Genomic DNA, 25831 nt, shown 5'->3' with positions numbered 1-25831 from the left:
TTTTTCTCCTGCTGCCGAGGGAGGAGATCGTCCCTCGGCTGAATTAGGGATTGCAAAGGCCTCACTCGGCTGGCGGCAGATCCTTGGTAAAGGTCTGGTCGTTCTCGCCACGGAACATCCGTGCCCCATAGATCAGCGCGCACAGGCCCACGCCAATGGCGAAAGCCCAGCCGGCGCCCTTGATCGCCAGCACCGCACCGATCACCCCGGCGATGCCCAGGTCACGCTGGCTGCGTGCCTCCATGATGCCCAGACGCACGCTAACGTAGCCCTGGATCAACAGGGTCAGCGCCAGCGCAACGCCGAGAATCGGCTGCACCAGCGTCACCACCGGCAACAGCAGCAGACCGGTGTTGGTGCCCCAACGGAACGAGCCGACGCCGCCGTAGATGGACTTCATCGCTTTGGCGCCGCCCTTGAAGCGTTCGGTGATCACCACCTGCATGGCCGACCATTGCGGGCCACACATGGCCACGTCCGGCCCGAAGATGCTCATGAAGGCATTGCGCCCACCGAAGATCAGGTGCGAGCGGTTGGGGTTGAAGTCGACCTTCTCGTCACGCCGTACATGGTCGGCTTCGCCGAGGATCGCCCTGGCGCCGAGCACGTCGCCGAAGACCACCAGATAGGCGGCGAACACGGTGGGAATGGCAGTGACGAACATCATCAGTGGCGGCATGCCGAGGCCGAACACGGTGTATTCGCTCCACAGGGTGACGAAGTCCGGCTGGCTGATGCCCCACTCGATGCTGGGCCAGGGTGCCTCGCCGAAAATCGGCGCGACGATCACCGCCAGCAGAATGATCGGGAAGATGCCGAGCTTGGCGAAGTTCCACCAGAAGCGGTTGCGCTTCTTCAGATCCTGGAAATGGATGGAGAACACCAGGTAGAAGGCGATGCCGATGGCGATGGAAATGGTCCAGGGGAAGCTGTCGAAACGACCGCCCTCCTTGAATACCGTCACCACCGCGCTGAGGCCGGCGCCCATGATGATGCCGGCCTTGAGCGCAGAGGGCACCAAGGACACCACCTTGCGCGCCATGCCCGTCATGCCCAGCCCTATAGAGAACGCGCCCAGCATCAACTGGAAGGCAATCAGCGCATGCACCCGCTCCGGGCCCTCCGGAAACTGGCTGCAGTAGGCCATCAACAGAGGAATCGCCGGGGTGATCCAGCCCGGAACCACGGGGTCGCCCAGCAGGTGGTGGGTCAGGTACAGCAGGCCATTGAGTATGACCACCGCCAGCGCCACCTCGAAAGGCATGCCGAGGAATTCGGTCATCAGCGGAATCGCCGCCAGATCCACCGCGCACATGAGCAGGCCCTGCATGTAGTCGGAGACTTCGAAGCGGTAATGAATGAAAGGCAGACGCACCTTGAATGGCCCCACCGGCCAGTAGGGGGCTTCCACACCAAGGTCTTGCTGATGCAGTTCGGACATTTGGGTCACCCAACTTTATTAGAGTTGTATTTCAGCCGGTCCCAGCACACTGGGACCTTTCATCTTCGTTGCGGTAATCAGTAGGCAGCGCGGTAGATCTGTTCGATATCGCCTGCCGTCAGGCGCCGCGGATTGTTGCGCATCAGGCGGTCGATCTTGCTGGCTTCCTCGGCCATGGCCGGGATGGCGTCTTCCGGCACGCCGAAGCTGCGCATGCCCTTGGGAATGTCGACGCTGGCGCACAGCTCGGCCATGGCCTCGACGGCCAGGTCGGCGGCGGCCTTGTCGCTCAGGCCATGCGTTTGCACACCGAGAGCAGCAGCGATCTCGGCCATGCGCTCGACGCAGGCCAGCTTGTTCCAGGCCATCACGTAGGGCAGCAGCAAGGCATTGCTGACGCCATGAGCGATGTTGAAGCGCCCGCCCAGCGGATAGGCCAGCGCATGCACGGCGCCGACACCGGCATTGCCGAAGGCCATGCCGGCCATCAGGCTGGCGGTAGCCATGTCTTCGCGAGCTACCAGATCCGCCGGGTTGGCATAGGCCTTGGGCAGCGCCTTGGCGATCAGCTTGATCGCGCCAATGGCCAGGGCGTCGGTGATCGGCGAGGCATTGACCGACAGGTAGGACTCCACCGCGTGTACCAGTGCATCGACACCACTGGCAGCGGTCACGCCGCGCGGACAGGTCAGGGTCATCAGCGGGCTGACCAGGGCGACGTCGGGCAACAGATAATCGCTGACGATGCCCTTCTTCAGTTGCGCCTGCTTGTCGGAGAGGATCGACACGTTGGTCACTTCCGAACCGGTGCCGGCGGTGGTCGGGATGGCAATCAGCGGCGGCCCCTTGCGCTTGATCTGATCGACGCCGAACAGCTCTTCCAGCGCACCGTCATGCCCCACGTAACCGGCCACGGCCTTGGCGATATCGATGGCGCTGCCGCCACCGACACCGATCAGACCATCGTGACCGCCGTCGCGATAGACCTTGGCGCAGGCTTCGACGATGGCGATCTCCGGCTCCGGCTCGACACCGTCATAGATGCCATAGCGGCGCTCGCCGAGCTGCTTGAGGACATGCTCGACCGTACCGGACTTGATCAGGATGGCGTCGGTAACGATCAGCGGGTTGGTGATATTCAGTCGAGGCAGTTCGAGCGCCAGTTGCTCCACGGCCCCCTGGCCGGTCAGCAGCTTGTTGGCGATCTTGAATGCGGCAGTATTCATCAGCAGGCCCCTTATGCGTTGTTGTGCTGAACGGGTTCGGGGCTTGCCATAGCCATTCCTGTGCCAGCTCACTGAAAGTGGCGTGACAGAGGGCTTGCGTCGATTTGTCACAGCGCGCTGCGGGCTGCGCTTGATCAGAAAACCAATCAGAAGAGCCTATTTCGATCCATTTTCCAATCAACCCTGTTCCCAGCGCTTCATCTTCTGCACCAGCGTCGCCTGGCTCAGACCGAGCACCTTGGCCGCTTCGCGGGTGGTCTTGTGCTGCATCAGCGCACGGCGGATGAGGCGCCGCTCGAGGTTCTCCACCTGCTTGCGCAATGGCAACAGGTCGTCTTCGCTGGCGTCGCTGCGGGCGGTGCGCATCTCCTCCGGCAGATCGAACAGCTCGATGCATTCGCCACTGCAGGTGACCACCAGGCGCTCGACCAGATTGATCAGCTCGCGGATGTTGCCGGGCCAGGCGTAGTCGGTCAGTGCATCGAGCGCCTCGAGCTCCCAGCTCAGCGCTCGGCCATAACGCTGGTTGAATTCGCTCAGATAAAAGTCCAGCAGCGGTTGAATTTCCTCGGGGCGCTCGCGCAAGGCCGGGATGTGGATCGGCACCACGTTGAGCCGGTAGTAGAGGTCGGCGCGAAAACGCCCCTCGGCGACCATCGTGCGCAGGTCGTGGTGGGTGGCGGTGATGATGCGCACGTCCACCTCCTTCAACTCCAGGCCACCGACCGGAATGAAGCGGCTCTCCTCGATCACCTTGAGCAGCTTGACCTGCAGCGGCAGCGGCAGATCGCCGATCTCATCGAGAAAAACCGTGCCCTGGTGCGCCAGTTCCAGCAGACCGCGCTTGCCCTTGCTGCCGGCGCCGGTGAACGCGCCCGGCACATAGCCAAACAACTCGGCCTCGATCAGGTTCTCCGGCAGCGCACCGCAGTTCAGCGCCAGAAACGGCTGCGCCGCGCGCGGGCTGCTCTTGTGGATGTATTGGGCGACCAGGGTCTTGCCGACACCGGTCTCACCCTGCAGCAGCACCTTCACGTCGCTGGCCGCGACCTGCCGCGCCTGCATGAAGACTCGCCCCGAAGCGGGCTTGTCGGCAACCGGGGAGGCATCGAGCAGATCGTCACGCTGCCCGGCATGCAGCTTGGCCGTGCTGTTGCGCAGCTGCTTGAGTTGCTGCAGCTCGTCGCGCTCGTGCTTCATGCGCAGCAGCTCGGTCATGTCGCGCACGGTGCTGACCACGTAGCGCACCCGACCATCGGCAGCGAAGATCGGCGTGCCGCTGACCAGCAGGCGTTTGCCCTGGCTGACGCTCTGCATCAGCGACAGTGACTTGCCTTCCTTGAGCACGCGCAAGGACACCGACTGCGAGATCACGCCCTGCTCCACCAGCGCCTGCATGTGCTGGCCGACCAGATCCTCGCCACGCAGCCCGGTCAGGCGCTCATAGGCGCTGTTGACCATCAGGGTTATGCCGGCAGCGTCGGTGATGTAGACGCCGTCATGCAGCGCGTTGATCAGCTCGCAGAAGGCGGGAGCTTCTAGTTCCATCGTGTACCTCGGCAGGGTGGGACGCCGCCCCATCTTAACGCTTCCCGCCCCATTGCCCGGCAAGGCCTCGCCGCGCGCCCCTGCGTTCGCATAGCCCTAACGGCAAGACGAGGCAGGACGTTGTTTGGCGTGCCGCGGCAATGCGTGCGGATCCCACACCCCGCTCAGGTATTTGCCCGGATAAGCCCGAGTGGCCTGACAAGCGTCGGAGTGCAGATTAGGCTCAGCTACAAATCAGCACCGTTCCGGAGAGTTCCAGATGCTTCGCACGCCGCGCCTGCTGCCCGGTCTTTGCCTGCTCGTATCCCTGCAGTCATGGGCAGAGCCCCCCGCCACAGCAGAAACACCTTCCCCGGCCGAGAACTCTCTGTCGGCAGAGGAGGTTCGCCCTCCACTGCCCGAGCGCAGCGTCAGCGAGGCCCAGGCGCTGGAACAGCGTCTGGAGCAGCGCGAACAGCAGTGGCTGCAGGCCGGCGACGAGCGCTTCCTCGCCCTCTGGCTGCCGGCCAATGTCGGCGAACCCAGTGGCGCGGTGATCCTCTTGCCCGGCGATGCGGAAAACGCCGACGGCGCCACCGCCGTCGGCCCGTTGCGGCGCAAGCTGCCCGATGGCGGCTGGCACAGCCTGAGCCTGACCCTGCCCGATCCGGACCACGACGCTCCGCCGCTGCGTCTGCCTGAGCCGCCGACCAGCGCAGCCGCAGAGGCTGCGGTCGACGGCGAAGCCGAGACGGCGCCCAGCGCCGCGCCCGATCCTGCGGCGGACGACGCCGCCCGCCGCAGCGCCCATGCGCAGCGGGTGATGGCGCGCATCGACGCCGGCATCGCCTTCGCCCGCCAGCAGCAGGCCAGCCGCATCGTCCTGCTCGGCCACGGCAGCGGCGCCTACTGGGCCGCCCAATACCTGGCCGAACGCCAGCCGGAAGATATCCACAACCTGCTGCTGGTGGCCGCCGCCGTACCGGCCGGCTTTTCCCCGCCGCTGGACGAGCTGGTGCCGCAACTCGAACTGGCCACCGGCGACTTCTATTACAAGGACCAGGCCGGCGACCGCCAGGCCGCGCTCAGGCGCCTGCAGGCCAGCAAGAGGGTCAAGCACCCGACCTACGTGCAGGTGGCGATGAAGGCTCTGCCGGGCAATCGCGGCGTCGAGCAGGAACAACTGTATCGCCGCCTGCGCGGCTGGCTGAGCCTGAATATCCGCGCCGCGGCGCCGAGCGCGATGAGCGGCGGCTAACGCCAGCCACGCCGCTCGCGAATCAGCGCATAGGCCTGGTGCAGCTGGCGGGTGGTTTCGGTGGCTTCGCGCAGGCGCGCAGGCGACGCCCCGGCACCAGCCAGCTTGTCCGGATGGTGTCGACTGAGCAGACGGCGATAGGCGCGCTTGACCTGCTCGGGCTCGCTGTCCGCCGCCACCCCCAGCAGCCGCAACGCCTCCTTGTAGCTGCCGCCGGTGGCCACCGGCGGCTGACTGCGGCGCGGCGCGTACTCCTCGCCCAGGGCCTCCAGGCGAGCACCGTTCCAGCCAAGCCATTTGCCCCACAGCAGCATCAGCTCGTGCTCCGCCGCGCCGACCCGACCGTCGACCCAGGCCATGCGCCAGCAGGCGCGTAACAGGGCCTCGCCGCGCTCGGCCTGGCGCTGCAGCGGGGCGCGCAGGTTGTCGCGAGCGGTCTTGCCGCGGGAGAAGGCCTCGATGGCGCGGCGCTGGGCGAACTCGTCCAGGCCCAGGCGCTGCATCTCCGAGCGCGCCTGCTGGATATGGCTCGGCAGCACGCGGCCGTCGCTCTTGGCCAGGCGCCCGAGCATCAGAAACAGCAGCTCCTCGTCGGCCGGCGCCGGGCGCCCGCCGAGGCGCTCGCGCAGGCTGGCCCAGTCGTGCAGGCGCAGGCGGCGGTCCAGCACCTGGCCGAGCAGGCCGCCGAGCAGGGCGCCGGGAATGCTGGCCATCGCCAGACCGGCCACGGCGCCGAGCAGGGTCACCGGCCAGAGCACCTCAGCGCCCCTGCGCCAGCAGGCGCTCGACTTCGGCCAGGCGCTCGTGGGTGCCGACATCCACCCAGCGTCCGGCGTAGCGCTCGCCGCTCACCAGTCCCGCGGCCATGGCCCGGCGCAGCAGCGGCGCCAGCTTGAAGGCGCCCGGCTGGCAGTCGGCGAACAGTGCCGGCGACAGCACGGCCAGACCGCTGTAGGTCAGGCCCGTACCCGCGCCGTCGAGCTCGCCCACCCGGCCGTCGGCGAGGCGAAAATCGCCCTGGGCGTGGTGCGGCGGGTTGTCCACCAGCACCAGGTGGGCCAGCCCCTGCAGCGGACGGCGCAACTCGGCGAAGGGGTAGTCGGTGAAGATATCGCCGTTGACCAGCACGAAGGGCTCATCGCCCAGCAAGGGCAGCGCCTGGAAGATACCGCCGCCGGTTTCCAGCGGCTCGCCCTCGGCGGAATAGGCGATGCGCAGGCCGAAGCGCGCGCCGTCACCGAGATGCTCCTCGATCTGCCGGCCGAGCCAGGCATGGTTGATCACCAGCTCGGTGAAGCCGGCGGCGGCCAGGCCGCGCAGGTGATACTCGATCAACGGCACGCCGGCGACACGCACCAGCGGCTTGGGCGTATGCAGGGTCAGCGGGCGCAGGCGCTCGCCCTTGCCCGCGGCGAGAATCATGGCCTTCATGCGCGGGCGACCTCGGCCTGCGCCAGGCTGGCGAGCAGCGCGCCCAGCTCGGCCAGCTCTGGCCGGCGGGCCAGCACCGCCTCGATATAGGCGAAGAAGCGCGGCACGTCGCCGAGGTACTTGGGCTTGCCATCGCGGTGGCAGATGCGCGCGAAGATGCCGATCACCTTGAGATGGCGCTGCACGCCCATCAGGTCGCTGGCGCGCAGAAACTCGTCGAGCGAAGGCTGCACCGGGATGCCGGCCGCCTGCGCCCGCTCCCAGTAGCCCTGCAGCCAGCCCCGCACGCGCGCCTCGGGCCAGCTGAGGAAGGCGTCCTTGAACAGGCAGGTGATGTCGTAGGTGACCGGGCCGTAGACGGCGTCCTGAAAATCCAGCACACCGGGATTGGGCGTGCTCTGCATCAGGTTGCGCGGCATGAAGTCGCGGTGCACCAGCACCTTGGGCTGGGCCAGGGCGCTGTCGATCAGCAGGGCGCAGATGCGCTGCCAAGCCGCCTGCTGCTTCGCGTCGAACTCGTAGCCCAGATGGCGCTGCACGTACCACTCGGGGAACAGCTGCAGCTCGCGACGCAGCAGCGCCTCGTCGTAATGCGGCAGATCGCCGTCCAGCGGCAGGCGCTGCTGCAGCAGCAAGGCCTCGACAGCGTCGTCGAACAGGGTGTCGGCGTTGTGCTCGTCGATCACCTCCAGATAGGTCTGGTGGCCAAGATCGTCCAGGATCAGAAAGCCCTGCTCCAGATCGGCGGCCAGCACTTCGGGCACATGCACGCCAGCGCCGGCCAACAGCGCAGCGATGCGCACGAAGGGCGCGCAGTTCTCCTGCGGCGGCGGCGCGTCCATCAGGATCAGGCTGCGCTCGCCCGCCTGCCAGCGGAAATAGCGGCGAAAACTGGCGTCGCTGCTGGCGGGCGTCAGCTGCGCAGGCGGTACCGGGCCCCAGCCGCGAGCGGCGAACAGGGCGGGTAATTGCTGAGCGAGCCAGGTGTGCAGCTGTTGCAGACGTACATCGTGTTCAGGCATCAGGGGGGTCTCCGACGGCGCTAGCCGTTGCGCGGGTCATGCTTTATTATCCAGCATCTTTTTCAGCCCATCGAGAGGCGTGCGGCCCCTGGGCCGATAGCGCGCAGGAAGCCCGGACTAACAAGATGGCAGTAAAATACCCCGCGTTCCGCAAGAAATTCCCGCTGCTGGTCACCGGCAGCCTTCTGGCCCTACAACCCGCCGTCAGCCTACAGGTTTTCGCCGCCGAGCAGTTCGACTGCCAGGTGTCGCCCAGCGGCGGTTGGGCCTGCGCGCCCAAGGCCCCTGCCGCCAGCCTGCCGCCCCGTCCTCAGCACAGCACCAGCGCCGTCAGCGCGAGCGACGCCACCAGCGGCAAAGCCAGCGCCAAGCAGGAAACCACCACCCTGGTCACCGAGAGCAAGGGCCGCGCCCTGGCCTCGCGCAGCGCCGACTACAGCCACCTCGACTGGGTGCCGCGCGACAAGCTGACCGCCGCCCAGCTGGCCGAAGCCGGCCCTTACTGCGCCGGCGCCTATGTCGAGCCGCTGCGCCCGGGCATGGACGACGACACGCCGTTGGACGAAGCGCCGATGTTCGTCTCGGCCAAGGCCTCGCGTTACGAGCAGGAAAAGCAGGTGGCGACCCTCGCCGGCGACGTGATCCTGCGCCAGTCCGGCATGCAGGTGGAGGCCGACGAGGCCAGCCTGCACCAGACCGAGAACCGTGGCGAGCTGATCGGCAACGTGCGTCTGCGCGACAAGGGCATGCTGGTGGTCGGCGACCGCGCCGAGCTGCAACTGGACAACGGCGAAGCCAAGATCGACAACGCCGAGTACGTGATGCACGAAGCCCACGTCCGCGGCAGCGCACTCTATGCCAAGCGCGAAGAGACCGCGATCATCCGCCTCAAGGACGGTACCTACACCCGCTGCGAGCCGGGCGACAACGCCTGGCACCTGAAGGGCAACAACGTCACCCTGAACCCGGCCACCGGCTTCGGCACCGCGACCAACGTGACGCTGCGGGTCAAGGACATCCCGGTGTTCTACACCCCCTACATCTATTTCCCGATCGACGACCGTCGCCAGTCCGGCTTCCTGCCGCCGAGCATGGGCACCTCGAGCGACAACGGCTTCTCGCTGCAGACGCCCTACTACTTCAACCTGGCGCCGAACTACGACGCCACGCTCTACCCGACCTACATGGCCAACCGCGGCCTGTTGATGGAGGGCGAGTTCCGCTACCTGACCGAGAGCAGCGAAGGCCAGATCGGCGCCGCCTACCTCGACGACAGCGAAGACGAGCGCAAGCTGCAGTCCGAGTACGAAGACCAGCGCTGGCTGTACAGCTGGCAGCACAAGCAGGGCCTGAACTCGCGCCTGCTGGCCGAGGTCGACTACACCGACATCAGCGACCCCTACTACTTCCAGGACCTGGATACCGACCTGGGTATCGACACGCCCACCTACGTCAACCAGCGCGGCAGCCTGACCTACCGCGGCGACAGCTACCGCGCGCAGCTCAACCTGCATGCCTACGAGCTGGCCAATATCACCGACGTCACGCCGTACGACCGTCTGCCGCAGCTCACCCTGGACGGCAAGCTGCCGTTCAATCCGGGCGGCCTGGACTTCACCTACGGCAGCGAATACGTGCGCTTCGACCGCGACCTGCGCTCGGGCAACTTCATCAACGAAGACGGCGTGGCCGAACAGACCTGGTACGACACCCGTATTCGCGGCCTGGCCCGCGCCAACGGCGAGCGCCTGCACCTGGAGCCGGGCGTCGCCCTGCCGCTGGACTGGACCTGGGGCTTCCTCAAGCCGCAGATCAAGTACCGCCAGACCCACTACGACATCAGCCTGGATCAGCAGGGCAAGAACAGCCTGCTGGCCGAGCAGGAGTTCGACAGCACGCAGAACCGCGGCGTCGGCCTGTTCAGCGTCGACAGCGGCCTGTACTTCGACCGCAACACCCAGCTGTTCGGCAAGGACTTCCGCCAGACCCTGGAGCCGCGCGCCTTCTACCTCTATGTGCCGGAAGAAGACCAGACCGACATCCCGGTGTTCGACAGCGGCGAGCCGACCTTCAGCTACGCCTCGCTGTGGCGCGAGAACCGCTTCTCCGGCAAGGATCGCATCGGCGACGAGAACAAGCTGTCGCTGGGCGTGACCAGCCGCTGGATCGAGCCCAACGGCTTCGAGCGTCAGCGCTTCAGCATCGGCCAGGCCTTCTACTTCGAGGACCGCAAGGTGCAGCTGGCCGGTATCGACTACCGCACCCGTCCGGACGCCACCGCCGACGTCTCGCCCTATGCGCTGGAGTACCTGTACCGCTTCAACCGCGACTGGCGCGTGTCGTCGACCTTCAACTGGGACCCGGATACCCACCGCACCCGCTCGGGCAGCGCGATGTTCCACTACCAGCCGGAAGACAACCCGAACAAGGTGGTCAACCTCGGTTATCGCTACCGCAACGACACCGTGCGCTACGACCGCGACAGCGGCACCTGGACCACCAACCCGGACTACGGCAACCCGACCCTGGGCGACGGTTCGCCGAACCCGAACTACATCAAGAACTACTACAAGATCGACCAGCATGACTTCTCCGTCATCTGGCCGCTGGTTCCACAGTGGAGCCTGATCTCGCGCTGGCAGTACGACTACGGCCGCAACCGTACCCTGGAAGCCTTCGGCGGCTTCGAGTACGACAGCTGCTGCTGGAAGCTGCGCCTGATCAACCGCTACTGGATCGACTACGACGAAGTCAGCCTCAACCCGTCGCTCAACGACGAGGCCGACCGCGGCATCTTCCTGCAGATCGTCCTCAAGGGCCTCGGCGGCGTAGTGGGCAACAAGGTGGAAACTTTCCTCGACCAAGGCATTCAAGGTTACCGTGAACGTGAAGACCAAGCTTTCTGATTGCCTGCGCCCCCTGCTGTTGGGCGCAGCGCTGCTCGCGGCGACGGCCCAGGCCGACGTCCGTCCGCTGGACCGCGTGGTGGCCATCGTCGACAACGACGTGGTCATGCAGAGCCAGCTCGACGCCCGCCTGCGCGAGGTGCAGCAGACCATCGGCAAACGCGGCGGCGCACTGCCGCCCGAGCACGTGCTCAGCCAGCAGGTGCTCGAGCGCCTGATCATCGAGAACATCCAGCTGCAGATCGGCGACCGCTCCGGCATCCGCATCACCGACGAGGAACTGAACCAGGCCATGGGCACCATCGCCCAGCGTAACGGCATGAGCCTGGAGCAGTTCCGTCAGGCTCTGGCGCGCGACGGCCTGTCCTACGCCGACGCACGCGACCAGGTGCGCCGCGAGATGATCATCAGCCGCGTGCGCCAGCGCCGGGTCGCCGAGCGTATCCAGGTCACCGACCAGGAAGTGCAGAACTTCCTCGCCTCCGACCTGGGCAAGATGCAGCTGTCGGAAGAGTTCCGCCTGGCCAACATCCTCATCCCGGTCTCCGAAGGCGCCTCCTCCAGCGAGATCCAGGCAGCCGACCGCCAGGCCCGCGAGCTGTACCAACAATTGCAACAGGGCGCCGACTTCGCCCAGCTGGCGATTTCCCGCTCCGCCAGCGAAACCGCCCTGGAAGGCGGCGAGATGGGCTGGCGCAAGGCCGGCCAGCTGCCGCCGCCGTTCGACTCGATGGTCAGCGCGCTGAGCCCGGGCGAAGTGACCGAGCCGCTGCGCACGCCGGGCGGTTTCATCATCCTCAAGCTGCTGGAAAAGCGCGGCGGCGACACCCAGGTGCGCGACGAAGTGCACGTGCGCCATATCCTGATCAAGCCCAGCGAGATTCGCAGCGCCGAGGAAACCCGCCGTCTGGTCGAACGCCTGTACCAGCGCATCGTCGCCGGCGAGGACTTCGCCGAGCTGGCCAAGAGCTACTCGGAAGACCCGGGCTCGGCGCTCAACGGCGGCGACCTCAACTGGATCGACCCCAACGCGCTGGTGCCGGAGTTCCGTCAGGTGATGAGCGAGACCGCCAGCGGCGAGCTGTCCAAGCCGTTCCAGACCCAGTTCGGCTGGCACGTGCTGCAGGTCATGGGCCGTCGCGCCACCGACAGCAGCGCGCAGTTCCGCGAGCAACAGGCGGCCAACCTGCTGCGCAACCGCAAGTACGACGAGGAACTGCAGGCCTGGCTGCGCCAGATCCGCGACGAAGCCTACGTCGAGACCAAGCTGTGACGGTGGTTTCGCACGCAAGAGCCCGGCCCCGCGCCGGGCTTTTTCGTTATCGACCCAGGCAGCGTAAACTGGCGCCCCCGCGGCGCAACCGAGAATGCCCATGAGCGCACCCCGAGTCTTTGCCCTGACCCCCGGCGAACCGGCCGGCATCGGCCCCGACCTCTGCCTGCTGCTTGCCCGCCAGGCGCAGCCCGAGGCGCTGGTGGCCATCGCCAGCCGCCAGCTGCTCGGCGAGCGCGCCGCCCAGCTCGGCCTGCACATCGCGCTGCTGGATGTCGCCCCGGGCCGCTGGCCGAGTGCCCCCGCGCCGGCCGGCAGCCTGTATGTCTGGGACACCCCGCTGGCCGCCCCGAGCCAAGCCGGCCGGCTCGATCCGGCCAACGCCGGCTACGTGCTGGAAACCCTCACCCGTGCCGGTCAGGGCTGCCTGGACGGCAGCTTCGCCGCGATGATCACCGCACCGGTGCACAAGGGCGTGATCAACGAAGCCGGCATCGCCTTCTCCGGCCACACCGAGTTTCTCGCCGAGCTGACCCACACGGAGCAGGTGGTGATGATGCTCGCCACCCGCGGCCTGCGCGTCGCCCTGGTCACCACCCACCTGCCGCTCAAGGACGTCGCAGCAGCCATCACCGCCGAACGTCTGGAGCGTGTGACCCGCATCCTGCATGCCGATCTGCAGAGCAAGTTCGGCATCGCCGCGCCGCGCATCCTGATCTGTGGACTCAACCCCCATGCCGGCGAAGGCGGCCACCTCGGTCGCGAGGAAATCGAGATCATCGAGCCGACGCTGGAGCGCCTGCGCGGCGAAGGCATGACCCTGATCGGCCCGCTGCCGGCCGACACCCTGTTCACCCCCAAGTACCTGGAGCAGGCCGACGCAGTGCTGGCCATGTACCACGACCAGGGCCTGCCGGTGCTCAAGTTCAAGGGCTTCGGCGCGGCGCTCAACGTCACCCTGGGCCTGCCGATCATCCGCACCTCGGTGGATCACGGCACGGCGCTGGACCTTGCCGGCAGCGGCAATATCGATACCGGCAGCCTGCAGGTGGCCCTGGAAACCGCCTACCAGATGGCCGCCGCTACCAGCCGCAAGTAGACGGCAGCCCAGCCCGGATTGCATCCGGGCTACGGGTGTTGTCGCTTTTTGCCTTAAACTACCCGACTTCGTTTTTTCGCTTTGCGCTCTTGCTTGATGCTTGCAGCTTGAAGCCTGGAGCTGCCCTGCCATGTCCGAATACCAACACCGCGCGCGCAAGCGCTTCGGCCAGAACTTCCTGCACGATGCCGGCGTCATCGACCGCATCCTGCGCGCCATCCGCGCCAAGGAGGACGAGCGCCTGCTGGAGATCGGCCCGGGCCAGGGCGCGCTGACCGAGGGCCTGCTCGGCAGCGGCGCGCAGCTCGACGTGATCGAGCTGGACCTCGACCTGATCCCCATCCTGCAGAGCAAGTTCGGCGCCAACCCGCGCTTTCGCCTGAACCAGGGCGATGCGCTGAAGTTCGACTTCGCCCGCCTCGAGGCCGCCCCCGGCAGCCTACGGGTGGTCGGCAACCTGCCGTACAACATCTCCACCCCGCTGATCTTCCACCTGCTGGACAACGCGGCGCTGATCCGCGACATGCACTTCATGCTGCAGAAAGAGGTGGTGGAGCGTCTGGCCGCCGGCCCCGGCGGCGGCGACTGGGGCCGCCTGTCGATCATGGTGCAGTACCACTGCCGGGTCGAACACCTGTTCAACGTCGGCCCCGGCGCCTTCAATCCGCCGCCCAAGGTCGACTCGGCCATCGTCCGCCTGGTACCGCACGCGGTGCTGCCGCATCCGGCCAAGGATCATCGCCTGCTCGAGCGGGTGGTGCGCGAAGCCTTCAACCAGCGGCGCAAGACCCTGCGCAATACCCTCAAGCAACTGCTGCCGGCCGAGGCCATCGAGGCCGCCGGCGTCGATGGCAGCCTGCGCCCGGAACAGTTGGACCTGGCCGCCTTCGTTCGCCTGGCCGATCAACTGGCGGCGCACCTGGCCGCCAGCCAGGGCTAAACTGCCATACGCCACACGGGTTACTCGCATGTCCGACCCTCGTTACCAGATCGACGTCAGCGTCACCACCCGCTACCTGGCCGCGCAGTCGCAGCCGGAGCTGGGCCGCTACGCCTTCTCCTACACGGTGACCATCCGCAACCAGGGCCAGCTGCCGGCCAAGCTGCTGTCGCGCCACTGGATCATCACCGACGGCGACGGCCGCGTGCAGGAAGTGCGCGGCGCCGGCGTGGTCGGCCAGCAGCCGCAGATCGCCCCGGGCGCCAGCCACACCTACAGCAGCGGCACGGTGATGACCACCCAGGTCGGCACCATGCAGGGCAGCTACCAGATGCTCGCCGAGGACGGCAAACGCTTCGACGCCGTCATCGCGCCGTTTCGCCTGGCCGTGCCCGGAGCCCTGCACTGATGGCGCTGTATGCCGTCGGCGACATCCAGGGCTGCCTGCGACCGCTGCAATGCCTGCTCGAGCGGGTGGCCTTCGACCCGGCGCAGGACCAGCTGTGGCTGGTCGGCGACCTGGTCAACCGCGGCCCGCAATCGCTGGAAACCCTGCGTTTTCTCTATTCCATCCGCCAGGCGGTGACCTGCGTGCTGGGCAATCACGACCTGCACCTGCTGGCCGTGGCGCACAACATCGAGCGGCTGAAGAAGGGCGACACCCTGCGCGAGATCCTCGACGCGCCGGACCGCGCCGACCTGCTCGACTGGCTGCGCCTGCAGAAGCTGGTGCACCACGATGCCGAGCGCCGGGTGACCCTGGTGCATGCCGGCATCCCGCCGCAGTGGAGCCTGACCAAGGCGCTGCGCCGCGCCGCCGAGGTCGAGGAGGCGCTGCGCGACGACGCCCGCCTGCCGCTGTTTCTCGACGGCATGTACGGCAACGAACCGGCCAAATGGCACAAGGACCTGCACGGCGTCACCCGCCTGCGGGTGATCACCAACTATTTCACCCGCATGCGCTTCTGCAAGGCCGACGGTACCCTGGACCTGAAGAGCAAGGAAGGCGTCGGCAGCGCCCCGCCCGGCTACGCCCCCTGGTTCAGCCACCCGCAGCGCAAGATGCGCGGCGAGACCATCATCTTCGGCCACTGGGCCGCCCTCGAAGGCAACTGCCAGGAGCCCGGCCTGTATGCGCTGGACACCGGCTGCGTGTGGGGCGGCGCGATGACCCTGCTCAACGTCGACAGCGGCGAACGCCACCGCTGCACCTGCCCCAAGGAGCACCCATGAGCGAATTCCAGCGTATCTCTCCCCAGCAGGCCCAGGCCCTGCGCCAGCAAGGCGCCGTGGTCGTGGATATCCGCGACCCGCAAAGCTTCGCCGCCGGACATATCCAGGGCTCGCGCCACCTGGACAACCACTCGCTGCACGACTTCATCCACAACGCCGACCTCGACGCGCCGCTGATCGTCTCCTGCTACCACGGCAACTCCAGCCAGGGCGCCGCCGCCTACCTGGTCGGCCAGGGTTTCAGCCAGGTCTACAGCCTCGACGGCGGTTTCGAGCTGTGGCGCGCCACCTACCCCGACGACACCGCGCAGAGTCCCGCAGAATAATTTTTATGGCCTGCCGTCCCTGGCGGCCACCCTTCCGGGCCGTCGCTGCGCTACGTTAAAAATGGCTCCCGGCCATTTTTTTCCGAGCCGGCAGGCCGCGCCTCCTCTGGCCTGCCGATGATTCCCGACGGACGGTAACATCTGGTTATCCTTGTCCCCGCCTTGACCCTCGCCAGAAAGAACTATCCTGTAGCTCAGGCCATCCAACTCAAGGTAGAGCCGGCCAACCGGCATCGGGCCATCGGTAACGACCTTTAGGTGTTCTGGGGGATTCTTCCCGGCCAAGTCCCAGGCCGGGGCTACCAAGCACCCGCACGACCGAACCCGAACCGGCTTTCAGCATCGAGCGAGGTGAAGTCATGAGTATTTTCAGCCACTTCCAACAACGTTTCGAAGCGACCCGCCAGGAGGAGTACTCGCTGCAGGAGTACCTCGAACTGTGCAAACAGGATCGCAGCGCCTACGCCACTGCGGCCGAGCGCCTGCTGATGGCCATCGGCGAACCGGAGCTGCTCGACACCTCGACCAACTCGCGTCTGTCGCGCATCTTCTCCAACAAGGTGATCCGCCGTTACCCGGCCTTCGCCGACTTCCACGGCATGGAAGAGTGCATCGACCAGATCGTCTCCTACTTCCGCCATGCCGCGCAGGGCCTGGAAGAGAAGAAACAGATCCTCTACCTGCTCGGTCCGGTGGGCGGCGGCAAGTCGTCGCTGGCCGAGAAGCTCAAGCAACTGATGGAGAAGGTGCCCTTCTATGCCATCAAGGACTCGCCGGTGTTCGAGTCGCCGCTGGGGCTGTTCAACGCCGCCGAGGATGGCGCCATCCTCGAGGAGGACTACGGCATCCCGCGCCGCTACCTCAACTCGATCATGTCGCCCTGGGCCACCAAGCGCCTGCAGGAATTCGGCGGCGACATCAGCCAGTTCCGCGTGGTCAAGCTCTACCCCTCGATCCTCAACCAGATCGCCGTGGCCAAGACCGAGCCGGGCGACGAAAACAACCAAGACATCTCCGCGCTGGTCGGCAAGGTGGATATTCGCAAGCTGGAGGAATTCCCGCAGAACGACGCCGACGCCTACAGCTACTCGGGCGCGCTGTGCCGGGCCAACCAGGGCCTGATGGAATTCGTCGAGATGTTCAAGGCGCCGATCAAGGTGCTGCACCCGCTGCTGACCGCCACCCAGGAAGGCAACTACAACAGCACCGAAGGCCTCGGCGCGATTCCCTACAGCGGCATCCTGCTGGCCCACTCCAACGAATCCGAGTGGCACAGCTTCCGCAACAACAAGAACAACGAGGCCTTCATCGACCGCATCTACATCGTCAAGGTGCCCTACTGCCTGCGCGTCACCGACGAGGTGAAGATCTACGACAAGCTGCTGATCAACAGCTCGCTGGCCAAGGCCCACTGCGCCCCGGACACCCTGAAGATGCTCGCCCAGTTCAGCGTGCTGAGCCGCCTGAAGGAGCCGGAGAACTCCAACATCTACTCGAAGATGCGTGTCTACGACGGCGAGAACCTCAAGGACACCGATCCCAAGGCCAAGTCGATCCAGGAATACCGCGACAGCGCCGGCGTCGACGAGGGCATGACCGGCCTGTCGACCCGTTTCGCCTTCAAGATCCTGTCCAAGGTGTTCAACTTCGACCCGCACGAGATCGCCGCCAACCCGGTGCACCTGCTCTACGTGCTGGAGCAGCAGATCGAGCAGGAGCAGTTCCCCGCCGAAGTGCGCGAGCGCTACCTGCGCTATATCAAGGAATACCTGGCGCCGCGCTACATCGAGTTCATCGGCAAGGAGATCCAGACCGCCTACCTGGAGTCCTATAGCGAGTACGGACAGAACATCTTCGACCGCTACGTGCTGTACGCCGACTTCTGGATCCAGGACCAGGAATACCGCGACCCGGAAACCGGCGAGATCCTCAACCGCGTGGCGCTCAACGAGGAGCTGGAGAAGATCGAGAAACCGGCCGGCATCAGCAACCCGAAGGACTTCCGCAACGAGATCGTCAACTTCGTGCTGCGCGCCCGCGCCAACAACAACGGCAAGAACCCCACCTGGCTCAGCTACGAGAAGCTGCGCGTGGTCATCGAGAAGAAGATGTTCTCCAACACCGAGGACCTGCTCCCGGTCATCAGCTTCAACGCCAAGGGCAGCAAGGAGGAACAGCAGAAGCACAACGACTTCGTCAAACGCATGGTCGAGCGCGGCTACACCGAGAAGCAGGTGCGCCTGCTGTCGGAATGGTATCTGCGGGTACGCAAGTCGCAGTGATCCGCACCCGGCGCGCGCCGCGCGCCGGGCTATCCGCCGCACGCCCGTGGCCACGGGCGTGCTAGGGAGACGTCATGAGCTACGTGATCGACCGGCGCCTGAACGGCAAGAACAAGAGCACGGTAAACCGCCAGCGTTTCCTGCGGCGTTACCGCGAGCACATCAAGAAGGCGGTCGAGGAGGCCGTCAGCCGGCGTTCCATCACCGACATGGAGCACGGCGAGCAGATCAGCATTCCCGGCCGCGACATCGACGAGCCGGTGCTGCACCACGGCCGCGGCGGCAAGCAGACCATCGTTCACCCGGGCAACAAAGAGTTCACCGCCGGCGAACGCATCCCCCGCCCGCAGGGCGGTGGCGGCGGGCGTGGCAGCGGCAAGGCGAGCAACTCCGGCGAGGGCATGGACGAGTTCGTGTTCCAGATCACCCAGGAGGAATTCCTCGACTTCATGTTCGAGGACCTGGAACTGCCCAACCTGGTCAAACGCCACCTGACCGGCAGCGACACCTTCAAGACCGTGCGCGCCGGCATCAGCAACGAGGGCAACCCCTCACGCATCAATATCGTCCGCACCCTGCGCTCGGCCCATGCGCGACGCATCGCCCTGTCCGGCTCCAGCCGCGCCAAGCTGCGCGAGGCCAAGGCCGAACTGGAGCGCCTGCGCCGGGAAGAGCCGGATAACTTCGGCGATATCCAGGCAATAGAGGCGGAAATCGAACGCTTGAGCGCACGCATCCACCGCGTGCCCTTCCTCGACACCTTCGACCTCAAGTACAATCTGCTGGTCAAGCAGCCCAACCCCAGCTCCAAGGCGGTGATGTTCTGCCTGATGGACGTCTCCGGCTCCATGACCCAGGCCACCAAGGACATCGCCAAGCGCTTCTTCATCCTCCTCTACCTGTTCCTCAAGCGGAACTACGACAAGATCGAGGTGGTGTTTATCCGCCACCACACCAGCGCCAAGGAGGTGGACGAGGAGGAGTTCTTCTACTCCCGCGAGACCGGCGGCACCATCGTCTCCAGTGCGCTCAAGCTGATGCAGGAGACCATGGCCGCGCGCTACCCGATCAACGAGTGGAACATCTACGCCGCCCAGGCCTCGGACGGCGACAACTGGAACGACGACTCGCCGGTGTGCCGGGATATATTGATCAACCAGATCATGCCGTTCGTGCAGTACTTCACCTACGTCGAGATCACCCCGCGCGAACACCAGGCGCTGTGGTTCGAGTACGAGCAGGTGGCCGAGGCATTCGCCGACACCTTCGCCCAGCAGCAACTGGTGTCGGCGGCGGACATCTACCCGGTGTTCCGCGAGCTGTTCCAGCGCCGGCTCGCGACCTGAAGGAGGCGTGACATGAGTGCCAGCAGGAAGGAACGCAAGCCCATCTCCACCGGCTCGGAATGGACCTTCGAGCTGATCCGTCAGTACGACAAGGAAATCGCGCGCATCGCCGAGCGCTACGCGCTGGACACCTACCCCAACCAGATCGAGGTGATCACAGCCGAGCAGATGATGGACGCCTATGCCTCGGTGGGCATGCCGCTGGGCTACCACCACTGGTCCTACGGCAAGCACTTCCTGGCCACCGAGAAGGGCTACAAGCGCGGGCAGATGGGCCTGGCCTACGAGATCGTGATCAACTCCGACCCCTGCATCGCCTACCTGATGGAGGAGAACACCATCTGCATGCAGGCCCTGGTGATCGCCCACGCCTGCTACGGCCACAACAGCTTCTTCAAGGGCAACTACCTGTTCCGCACCTGGACCGATGCCAGTTCGATCATCGACTACCTGGTGTTCGCCAAGCAGTACATCATGCAGTGCGAGGAGCGCCACGGCATCGACGCGGTGGAGGAGCTGCTCGACTCCTGCCACGCCCTGATGAACTACGGCGTCGACCGCTACAAACGGCCCTACCCGATTTCCGCCGAGGAGGAGCGCAAGCGCCAGAAGGACCGCGAGGAGCACCTGCAGAAGCAGATCAACGACCTCTGGCGCACCATCCCCAAGAGCGCCGGCAAGCACAGCGACCAGGACAACAAGCGCTTTCCCGCCGAGCCGCAGGAAAACATCCTGTACTTCCTGGAAAAGCACGCGCCGCTGCTAGAGCCCTGGCAGCGCGAGGTGATCCGCATCGTGCGCAAGATCGCCCAGTACTTCTATCCGCAGCGCCAGACCCAGGTGATGAACGAGGGCTGGGCCACCTTCTGGCACTACACCCTGATGAACGACCTGTACGACGAGGGCCTGGTCACCGACGGTTTCATGATGGAATTCCTCCAGTCGCACACCAGCGTGGTCTACCAGCCGCCGTTCGACAGCCCCTACTACAGCGGCATCAACCCCTACGCCCTGGGTTTCGCCATGTACCGCGACATCCGCCGCATCTGCGAGGAGCCCACCGAGGAGGACAAGCACTGGTTCCCCGACATCGCCGGCAGCGACTGGCTGACCACCCTCAAGTTCGCCATGGCCAGCTTCAAGGACGAAAGCTTCATCCTGCAGTTCCTCTCGCCCAAGGTGATCCGCGACTTCAAGCTGTTCGGCATCCTCGACGACGACCAGAAGGACGAACTGCTGGTGCCGGCGATCCACGACGAGCCCGGCTACCGCACCATCCGCGAGCTGCTCGCGGCGCAGTACAACCTGGGCAACCGCGAGCCCAACGTGCAGATCTGGAGCATCGACCGCCGCGGCGACCGCTCGCTGACCCTGCGCCACCAGCAACACGACCGCAAGCCGCTGGGCGACTCCACCGAGGAAGTGCTCAAGCACCTGCACCGCCTGTGGGGTTTCGACATCCACCTGGAGGTGTGCCAGGGCGACCAGCTGATCACCACCCAGCACGTGCCGCCGCGCGGCGAGGCGGAGGGCGACGGCGACTACCCGCGCCTCGACCTGATCATTCCACCCATTTGATCGGTTGCCGGGCATGCGCCGCGCACTCAGCATCGGCGGCAGACTCCGCGAGACGCCGTGCATGCGTGTATTTCTGGTTTTCCTGCTGTGCCTGGGGCTGGCCACCTGCGCCAGCCATATCCCCCAGGCGCAGATCCTCAGCCCCGCCGACGCCGCGCTGGCCGGGCGCCACAGCTTCGAGCTGATCGACCCGCAGCACAGCCTGGCCGGCGAGCCGCCCTTCCCCGAGCGCTACCGCCAGCTGCCGCAGCTGCTGCGCCATGGCCTGTCGTCCCGCGGCTACCATGAAAGCCAGCAGCCGCAACTGCGCCTGTACTACTGGCTGGCGGTGCAGGACGGCCCGCTGACCTTCAGGGTCGACGTGCCGCCGCCCAACGCCCTTGGCCCCTACCAGGCGATCCATCGCCTGCGCGACGAAACCGGCACGCTGCGCCTGCGCCTCACCGACCTGGACCAGCGCGTGCTGTGGGAAGGGCTGATCAGCACCGGCCTGAGCCCGGCACGCGACAGCGCCGAACTGCTGGAACGTGCCGCCCAGGCGCTGATCGAGCAGATTCCCCAGGCCACGCCGTAGCCCGGAGGCAATCCGGCCGCGTAATCCCCGGAGTGCATCCGGGCTACCCCGCGCGGCCGGCCAGCCGCTATCCTCCGCACTCAGCGGAGGAACAACGATGCAGATCTACAAAGTCGGCGGCGCCGTGCGCGACCGCCTGCTCGGCCGCCCCGTCGAGGAAATCGACTGGGTGGTGGTGGGCGCCAGCGCCGAACAGATGCTCGAGCTGGGCTATCGGCCGGTGGGCGCCGACTTCCCGGTATTCCTGCATCCAGACAGCGGCGAGGAATATGCCCTGGCCCGCACCGAGCGCAAGAGCGGGCGCGGCTACGGCGGCTTCGTCTTCCACGCCAGCCCCGAGGTCACCCTGGAGCAAGACCTGATCCGCCGCGACCTGACCGTCAACGCCATGGCCGAAGACGACCAGGGCAGGCTGATCGACCCCTATGGCGGCCAGCGCGACCTGCAGGCGCGCGTGCTGCGCCACGTTTCCCCGGCCTTCGCCGAAGACCCGCTGCGGGTGCTGCGCGTCGCCCGCTTCGCTGCCCGCTATGCGCCGCTGGGCTTCAGCGTGGCGACGGAAACCCTGGCGCTGATGTGCCAACTGGCCGAGTCCGGCGAACTGGCCCACCTCACCGCGGAGCGCAGCTGGAAGGAAATCTCCCGTGCACTGCTGGAGCCGCGCCCGGACGTGTTCGTCCAGGTGCTGCGCGACTGCGGCGCCCTGGCCGCCCTGCTGCCGGAGGTCGACGCGCTGTTCGGCGTGCCGCAGCCGGCCGCTCATCACCCGGAGATCGACACCGGCGTGCATGTGCTGAGCGTGCTGCGCCAGTGCGCCGAACACGAGCAGCCGCTGACGGTGCGCTGGGCCTGCCTGCTGCACGACGTCGGCAAGGGGCTGACACCCGAGACGGAGTGGCCGCGGCATATCGCCCACGAGCCCAAGGGCCTGCGCCTGATCCAGGCCATCAACCAACGCTGCAAGGCGCCGCGCGACTGCGCCGAGCTGGCGCTGCTGGTCGGCGAATTCCACACCCACGGCCATCGCGCGCTGGAACTGAAGCCCTCGACCCTGCTGGAACTGCTGCAACGCTTCGACGTATTCCGCCGCCCGCAGCGTTTCGCCGAGTTCGTCGCCGCCTGCGAGATGGACGCCCGTGGCCGCCTGGGGCTGGAGCAACGCGAATACCCGCAGGCCGCCTACCTGCTCGGCGCCGCCGAGACGGCGCGCCAGGTGGCGGTCAAACCGCTGCTGGAAAAGGGCTTGAAGGGCGCGGAGCTGGGCGAGGCGCTCGCTCGCGAACGCCTGCGGGCGCTCAAGGCCTACCAGGATCAGCAGGCGCAGTAGCCCGGATGCAATCCGGGGCGGTTCCGGGGGCGAGTCCCGGATTGCAGCCGGGCTACGAAGAGCGCGTCCGCAACAGCGCTGCGGGCGTCAGCTCGACGCCGCGCCACTGGAAAGCAGCCGGCCACAGTTGCTGATCGATTTGCGCCGACGCCCACAACTCGGCGAACGAACGTCCATCCACCGGGTGCTGCAGCTGCGGCGCCAGCAGTGCCAGCGGCCAGAGCACGAAGGCGTTCTTGAGGATTTCCGCGCGCGGCAGCACCAGCCCGTTGAAGTTGCCGACCTGTTCGCCGTACAGCAGCACGTCGATGTCCAGCGGCAGGCCCCTGCGCTCCGGCGCGTAGCGGCCATTGTCGGCCTCGATGAACTTGAGCCGGCGGTCCAGCTCCAGCAGCGGCAGCTCGGTCTGCCCGGTCACCACCAGATTGAAGAAGTTGCCGCTCTTGATGCCCACCGCATGGCTCTCGAATACCGGCGAGCAGCGCATGTCGCCGAGCAGGTCGGCCAGCGCATCGAGCCCGGCGCCAAGGTGAGCCTCGCGCTCGATATTGCTGCCGAGGCCGAGGTAGACCCGAGTCAGAGGCATCCGCGCTCGATCTCCACGCCCACGCCGCCACGCGCGGCCGGTACTGCGCCGGGCTTGGTCAGCTTGAGGCGCATCCAGGGGATGTGGAACTCCTCCATCAGGGTCTGCACCAGGCGCTCAGCGAAGGTTTCCACCAGGATGAACTGCGACGCCTCGGCGAAGGCCTGCACCCGCGCGGCGACGCTGGCGTAGTCGAGCGCCTGGGCGAGGTCGTCACCGGCCGCGGCCGGACGGTTGTCCCAGCCCATCTGCAGGTCGAGACGCAGGCACTGGCGAATCTCGCGCTCCCAGTCGTAGGCGCCGATCACCGTATCGACCTCCAGGCCCTCGATAAATACTCTGTCCACCCGCACTCTCCGCGCCACGACAAGGGCGCCGCACCTCGTTAGAATCGGGCCACCCCATGCCCTGGAATGGCCACCATGTTCTGGCTTCTGGCGATCCTCGCCTACCTGCTCGGCTCGCTGTCCTTCGCCATCCTGCTCAGCCGCCTGGCCGGCGGCCCGGACCCACGCGCCAGCGGCTCGGGCAACCCCGGCGCCACCAACATGTTGCGCGTGGCCGGCAAGAAACTCGCCGGACTGACCCTGCTCGGCGACCTGCTCAAGGGCCTGCTGCCGATCCTGATCGCCAAACTGTTCGGCCTCGACCTGCAGCAACAGGCCTGGATCGGCCTGGCCGCGGTGCTCGGCCATCTCTACCCGCTGTACTTCCGCTTCCGCGGCGGCAAGGGCGTGGCCACCGCCGCCGGCATGCTGCTGGGCCTCTACCCGCCGGCCGCGCTGCTGGCCATCGGCGCCTGGCTGCTGGTGTTCGTGCTGACCCGCACCAGCTCGCTGGCCGCGCTGATCGCCACGCCGCTGACCCTGCCGCTGCTGGCCTGGCAGCAACCGGCGGCGCTGCTGCCGGTCTGCGTACTGACCGGGCTGATCGTCTGGCGCCACCGCGGCAACCTGCGCGATCTGTTCGCCGGCCGCGAGCGCCGCTTTTAAAGCGCCGGCAACGACTCCATCGGCCAACGCGCCTGCACCTTGATCGCCAGATCCTCGTGCTGCCCGGCCAGCAGCCGCTGGCAGCCGGCGTAGGCGATCATCGCGCCGTTGTCGGTGCAGAAACGCGGCCGGGCGTAGAACACCTTGCCCTTCAGCTCGCCCAGCATGCGTTCCAGATGCTCGCGCAGGGCCTTGTTGGCACTCACCCCGCCGGCGATCACCAGGCTGTTCAGCCCGGTCTGCTTGAGCGCGCGCTTGCACTTGATGGTGAGAGTCTCGACCACCGCCTGCTGGAAGGCCAGGGCGATGTCGCGGCGGGCTTGGTCGAGGTCGTCATCGCCGTCGCGGCACTGCTGCCAGGTGTTGAGGGCGAAGGTCTTCAGCCCGCTGAAACTGAAATCCAGGCCAGGGCGGTCGGTCATCGGCCGCGGGAAGACGAAACGCCCCGGCGTGCCCTGCTCGGCCAGCCGGGCGATCTCCGGGCCGCCGGGATAATTCAGGCCCATCAGCTTGGCGGTCTTGTCGAAGGCCTCACCGGCGGCGTCGTCCAGCGACTCGCCGAGCAGCTGGTACTGGCCGATGCCATCGACCCGCACCAGCTGGGTATGGCCACCGGACACCAGCAGGGCGACGAAGGGAAAGGCCGGCGGCTGCTCTTCGAGCATCGGCGCCAGCAGGTGACCTTCCATATGGTGCACGCCGACGGCCGGCACACCCCAGGCAAAGGCCAGGGCCTGGGCACAGGAGGCGCCCACCAGCAGCGCGCCGACCAGGCCGGGGCCGGCGGTGTAGGCCAGCGCATCGATATCGGCCGGCTCGCGCCCGGCCTCGTCCAGCACCTGGCGGATCAGCGGCAGCATGCGCTTGACGTGGTCGCGCGAGGCCAGTTCCGGCACCACGCCGCCATAGATGCGGTGCAGGTCGATCTGACTGAACAGCGCGTCGGCCAGCAGGCCGCGCTCGCTGTCATAGAGCGCGACGCCGGTTTCATCGCAGGAGGTTTCCAATCCCAGTACGAGCATGGAGCTTGAGCCTTGATTTGCCGCGGGGAACAAAGGCGCGCATGATAAGCGCCGCTCGGCGGAGCGGCTACTGCTTTTCGACCTAAGGCCTTTGCATTCCGCACGGCGAGGCGGTAACATCCGCAACCCTTAAAAACCGACGCAACCCGAGCCAATTTGCCGGGAACGCGTTCACCCCGGTAATTAATGAAGGTACGACCTGGATGCCAGCCGTCAAAGTTAAAGAGAACGAACCCTTCGACGTAGCCCTGCGTCGTTTCAAGCGCTCCTGCGAAAAGGCCGGTGTACTGGCCGAAGTTCGCAGCCGCGAATTCTACGAAAAGCCGACCTCCGAGCGTAAGCGCAAGGCTGCTGCCGCTGTTAAGCGTCACGCCAAGAAAGTGCAGCGCGAGCAGCGTCGCAGCGTCCGCCTGTACTAATCAGTACGCGCAACGCCCGAATG

General features: G+C 66.5%; 24 protein-coding genes. 15 read left to right on the top strand and 9 right to left on the bottom strand.

Annotation, left to right across the window (positions count from 1 at the left end; translation table 11 throughout):
* Positions 1-61: 61 nt before the first annotated feature.
* The 3 genes from ACIGFL_RS15610 to ACIGFL_RS15600 all read right to left on the bottom strand — a co-directional run bounded on the left by ACIGFL_RS15610 (position 62) and on the right by ACIGFL_RS15600 (position 4215).
* Positions 62-1441, bottom strand: coding sequence for a hypothetical protein (locus ACIGFL_RS15610; RefSeq protein ID WP_397497796.1), 1380 nt, complete (start codon positions 1439-1441; stop codon positions 62-64).
* Positions 1442-1518: 77 nt separating this feature from the next.
* Positions 1519-2667, bottom strand: a complete 1149-nt coding sequence (locus tag ACIGFL_RS15605; protein ID WP_021488783.1) for an iron-containing alcohol dehydrogenase — start codon at positions 2665-2667, stop codon at positions 1519-1521.
* 177 nt (positions 2668-2844) lie between these two features.
* Positions 2845-4215 (bottom strand): sigma-54 interaction domain-containing protein, encoded by a 1371-nt coding sequence (locus tag ACIGFL_RS15600; RefSeq protein ID WP_397497795.1) that lies wholly within the window; start codon positions 4213-4215, stop codon positions 2845-2847.
* Between the two features lie 259 nt (positions 4216-4474).
* Between ACIGFL_RS15600 and ACIGFL_RS15595 the strand changes: the two genes are divergently transcribed.
* Positions 4475-5452 (top strand): alpha/beta hydrolase family protein, encoded by a 978-nt coding sequence (locus ACIGFL_RS15595; protein WP_397497794.1) that lies wholly within the window; start codon positions 4475-4477, stop codon positions 5450-5452.
* On the opposite strand, the gene ACIGFL_RS15590 is transcribed toward ACIGFL_RS15595, so the two are convergent.
* The 3 genes from ACIGFL_RS15590 to ACIGFL_RS15580 are packed head-to-tail and all read right to left on the bottom strand — an operon-like array spanning position 5449 to position 7905.
* Positions 5449-6210: a DnaJ domain-containing protein gene (locus ACIGFL_RS15590; protein ID WP_397497793.1), complete on the bottom strand. Its 762-nt coding sequence runs from the start codon at positions 6208-6210 to the stop codon at positions 5449-5451. The two genes, ACIGFL_RS15595 and ACIGFL_RS15590, sit on opposite strands and share 4 nt — an antisense overlap.
* 1 nt (position 6211) lies before the next feature.
* On the bottom strand, positions 6212-6883 hold the full coding sequence (gene murU, locus ACIGFL_RS15585) for an N-acetylmuramate alpha-1-phosphate uridylyltransferase MurU (protein WP_397497792.1): 672 nt from the start codon (positions 6881-6883) through the stop codon (positions 6212-6214).
* Positions 6880-7905: an aminoglycoside phosphotransferase family protein gene (locus ACIGFL_RS15580; RefSeq protein ID WP_397497791.1), complete on the bottom strand. Its 1026-nt coding sequence runs from the start codon at positions 7903-7905 to the stop codon at positions 6880-6882. Before ACIGFL_RS15580 ends, murU begins: the two co-directional genes overlap by 4 nt.
* 125 nt (positions 7906-8030) lie before the next feature.
* On the opposite strand from ACIGFL_RS15580, the gene ACIGFL_RS15575 reads away from it, so the two are divergent.
* From ACIGFL_RS15575 to ACIGFL_RS15520, 12 genes are all read left to right on the top strand, one after another.
* On the top strand, positions 8031-10811 hold the full coding sequence (locus ACIGFL_RS15575) for an LPS-assembly protein LptD (RefSeq protein WP_397497790.1): 2781 nt from the start codon (positions 8031-8033) through the stop codon (positions 10809-10811).
* Entirely contained in the window at positions 10792-12084 is a 1293-nt protein-coding gene (locus ACIGFL_RS15570) for a peptidylprolyl isomerase (protein WP_122110119.1), read from the top strand. Before ACIGFL_RS15575 ends, ACIGFL_RS15570 begins: the two co-directional genes overlap by 20 nt.
* A 100-nt stretch (positions 12085-12184) precedes the next feature.
* Positions 12185-13183 (top strand): 4-hydroxythreonine-4-phosphate dehydrogenase PdxA, encoded by a 999-nt coding sequence (pdxA, locus tag ACIGFL_RS15565; protein WP_397497789.1) that lies wholly within the window; start codon positions 12185-12187, stop codon positions 13181-13183.
* Positions 13184-13313: 130 nt separating this feature from the next.
* Positions 13314-14123, top strand: a complete 810-nt coding sequence (rsmA, locus tag ACIGFL_RS15560; protein ID WP_021444781.1) for a 16S rRNA (adenine(1518)-N(6)/adenine(1519)-N(6))-dimethyltransferase RsmA — start codon at positions 13314-13316, stop codon at positions 14121-14123.
* A 28-nt stretch (positions 14124-14151) separates the two neighbouring features.
* On the top strand, positions 14152-14532 hold the full coding sequence (gene apaG / locus ACIGFL_RS15555; RefSeq protein WP_021444782.1) for a Co2+/Mg2+ efflux protein ApaG: 381 nt from the start codon (positions 14152-14154) through the stop codon (positions 14530-14532).
* Positions 14532-15356 carry a symmetrical bis(5'-nucleosyl)-tetraphosphatase gene (locus ACIGFL_RS15550; RefSeq protein ID WP_021444783.1) on the top strand — a complete coding sequence of 275 codons (825 nt, stop codon included), beginning with the start codon at positions 14532-14534 and terminating at the stop codon, positions 15354-15356. The genes apaG and ACIGFL_RS15550 overlap by 1 nt, the downstream gene beginning before the upstream one ends.
* Positions 15353-15682 (top strand): thiosulfate sulfurtransferase GlpE, encoded by a 330-nt coding sequence (gene glpE, locus ACIGFL_RS15545; RefSeq protein ID WP_021444784.1) that lies wholly within the window; start codon positions 15353-15355, stop codon positions 15680-15682. Before ACIGFL_RS15550 ends, glpE begins: the two co-directional genes overlap by 4 nt.
* A gap of 359 nt (positions 15683-16041) precedes the next feature.
* Entirely contained in the window at positions 16042-17964 is a 1923-nt protein-coding gene (locus ACIGFL_RS15540; RefSeq protein ID WP_021444785.1) for a PrkA family serine protein kinase, read from the top strand.
* 74 nt (positions 17965-18038) lie between these two features.
* Positions 18039-19310, top strand: a complete 1272-nt coding sequence (locus ACIGFL_RS15535) for a YeaH/YhbH family protein (protein WP_122110114.1) — start codon at positions 18039-18041, stop codon at positions 19308-19310.
* Between the two features lie 12 nt (positions 19311-19322).
* The gene (locus ACIGFL_RS15530; RefSeq protein WP_021444787.1) at positions 19323-20888 is read left to right on the top strand and encodes a SpoVR family protein; all 1566 of its coding nucleotides are present in this window, start codon (positions 19323-19325) and stop codon (positions 20886-20888) included.
* Positions 20889-20949: 61 nt separating this feature from the next.
* Complete coding sequence (locus ACIGFL_RS15525; protein ID WP_122110113.1) at positions 20950-21462, top strand: DUF4136 domain-containing protein; 513 nt, start codon at positions 20950-20952, stop codon at positions 21460-21462.
* A gap of 97 nt (positions 21463-21559) precedes the next feature.
* On the top strand, positions 21560-22789 hold the full coding sequence (locus tag ACIGFL_RS15520) for a multifunctional CCA addition/repair protein (RefSeq protein ID WP_122110112.1): 1230 nt from the start codon (positions 21560-21562) through the stop codon (positions 22787-22789).
* Between the two features lie 52 nt (positions 22790-22841).
* Here ACIGFL_RS15520 and folK read toward each other — a convergent pair whose 3' ends face one another.
* Together folK and folB are read right to left on the bottom strand one after the other, a co-directional pair.
* Positions 22842-23375, bottom strand: coding sequence for a 2-amino-4-hydroxy-6-hydroxymethyldihydropteridine diphosphokinase (folK, locus tag ACIGFL_RS15515; protein ID WP_122110111.1), 534 nt, complete (start codon positions 23373-23375; stop codon positions 22842-22844).
* Entirely contained in the window at positions 23366-23722 is a 357-nt protein-coding gene (folB, locus tag ACIGFL_RS15510) for a dihydroneopterin aldolase (RefSeq protein WP_021444791.1), read from the bottom strand. The genes folK and folB overlap by 10 nt, the downstream gene beginning before the upstream one ends.
* Positions 23723-23797: 75 nt before the next feature.
* On the opposite strand from folB, the gene plsY reads away from it, so the two are divergent.
* Positions 23798-24367, top strand: a complete 570-nt coding sequence (gene plsY, locus ACIGFL_RS15505) for a glycerol-3-phosphate 1-O-acyltransferase PlsY (RefSeq protein ID WP_122110110.1) — start codon at positions 23798-23800, stop codon at positions 24365-24367.
* Here the strand turns inward: plsY and tsaD are convergent.
* The gene (gene tsaD, locus ACIGFL_RS15500; protein WP_397497788.1) at positions 24364-25389 is read right to left on the bottom strand and encodes a tRNA (adenosine(37)-N6)-threonylcarbamoyltransferase complex transferase subunit TsaD; all 1026 of its coding nucleotides are present in this window, start codon (positions 25387-25389) and stop codon (positions 24364-24366) included. The genes plsY and tsaD overlap by 4 nt on opposite strands.
* A 203-nt stretch (positions 25390-25592) precedes the next feature.
* Between tsaD and rpsU the strand changes: the two genes are divergently transcribed.
* Positions 25593-25808 (top strand): 30S ribosomal protein S21, encoded by a 216-nt coding sequence (gene rpsU, locus ACIGFL_RS15495; protein WP_003296736.1) that lies wholly within the window; start codon positions 25593-25595, stop codon positions 25806-25808.
* Positions 25809-25831: the final 23 nt, after the last annotated feature.

This window comes from Pseudomonas sp. NPDC077649 (assembly GCF_044542855.1).
Classification (GTDB): Bacteria; Pseudomonadota; Gammaproteobacteria; order Pseudomonadales; family Pseudomonadaceae; genus Aquipseudomonas.
Note: the sequence above shows the minus strand (reverse complement) of the source record. Positions and strands in the feature narration are given on the sequence as shown.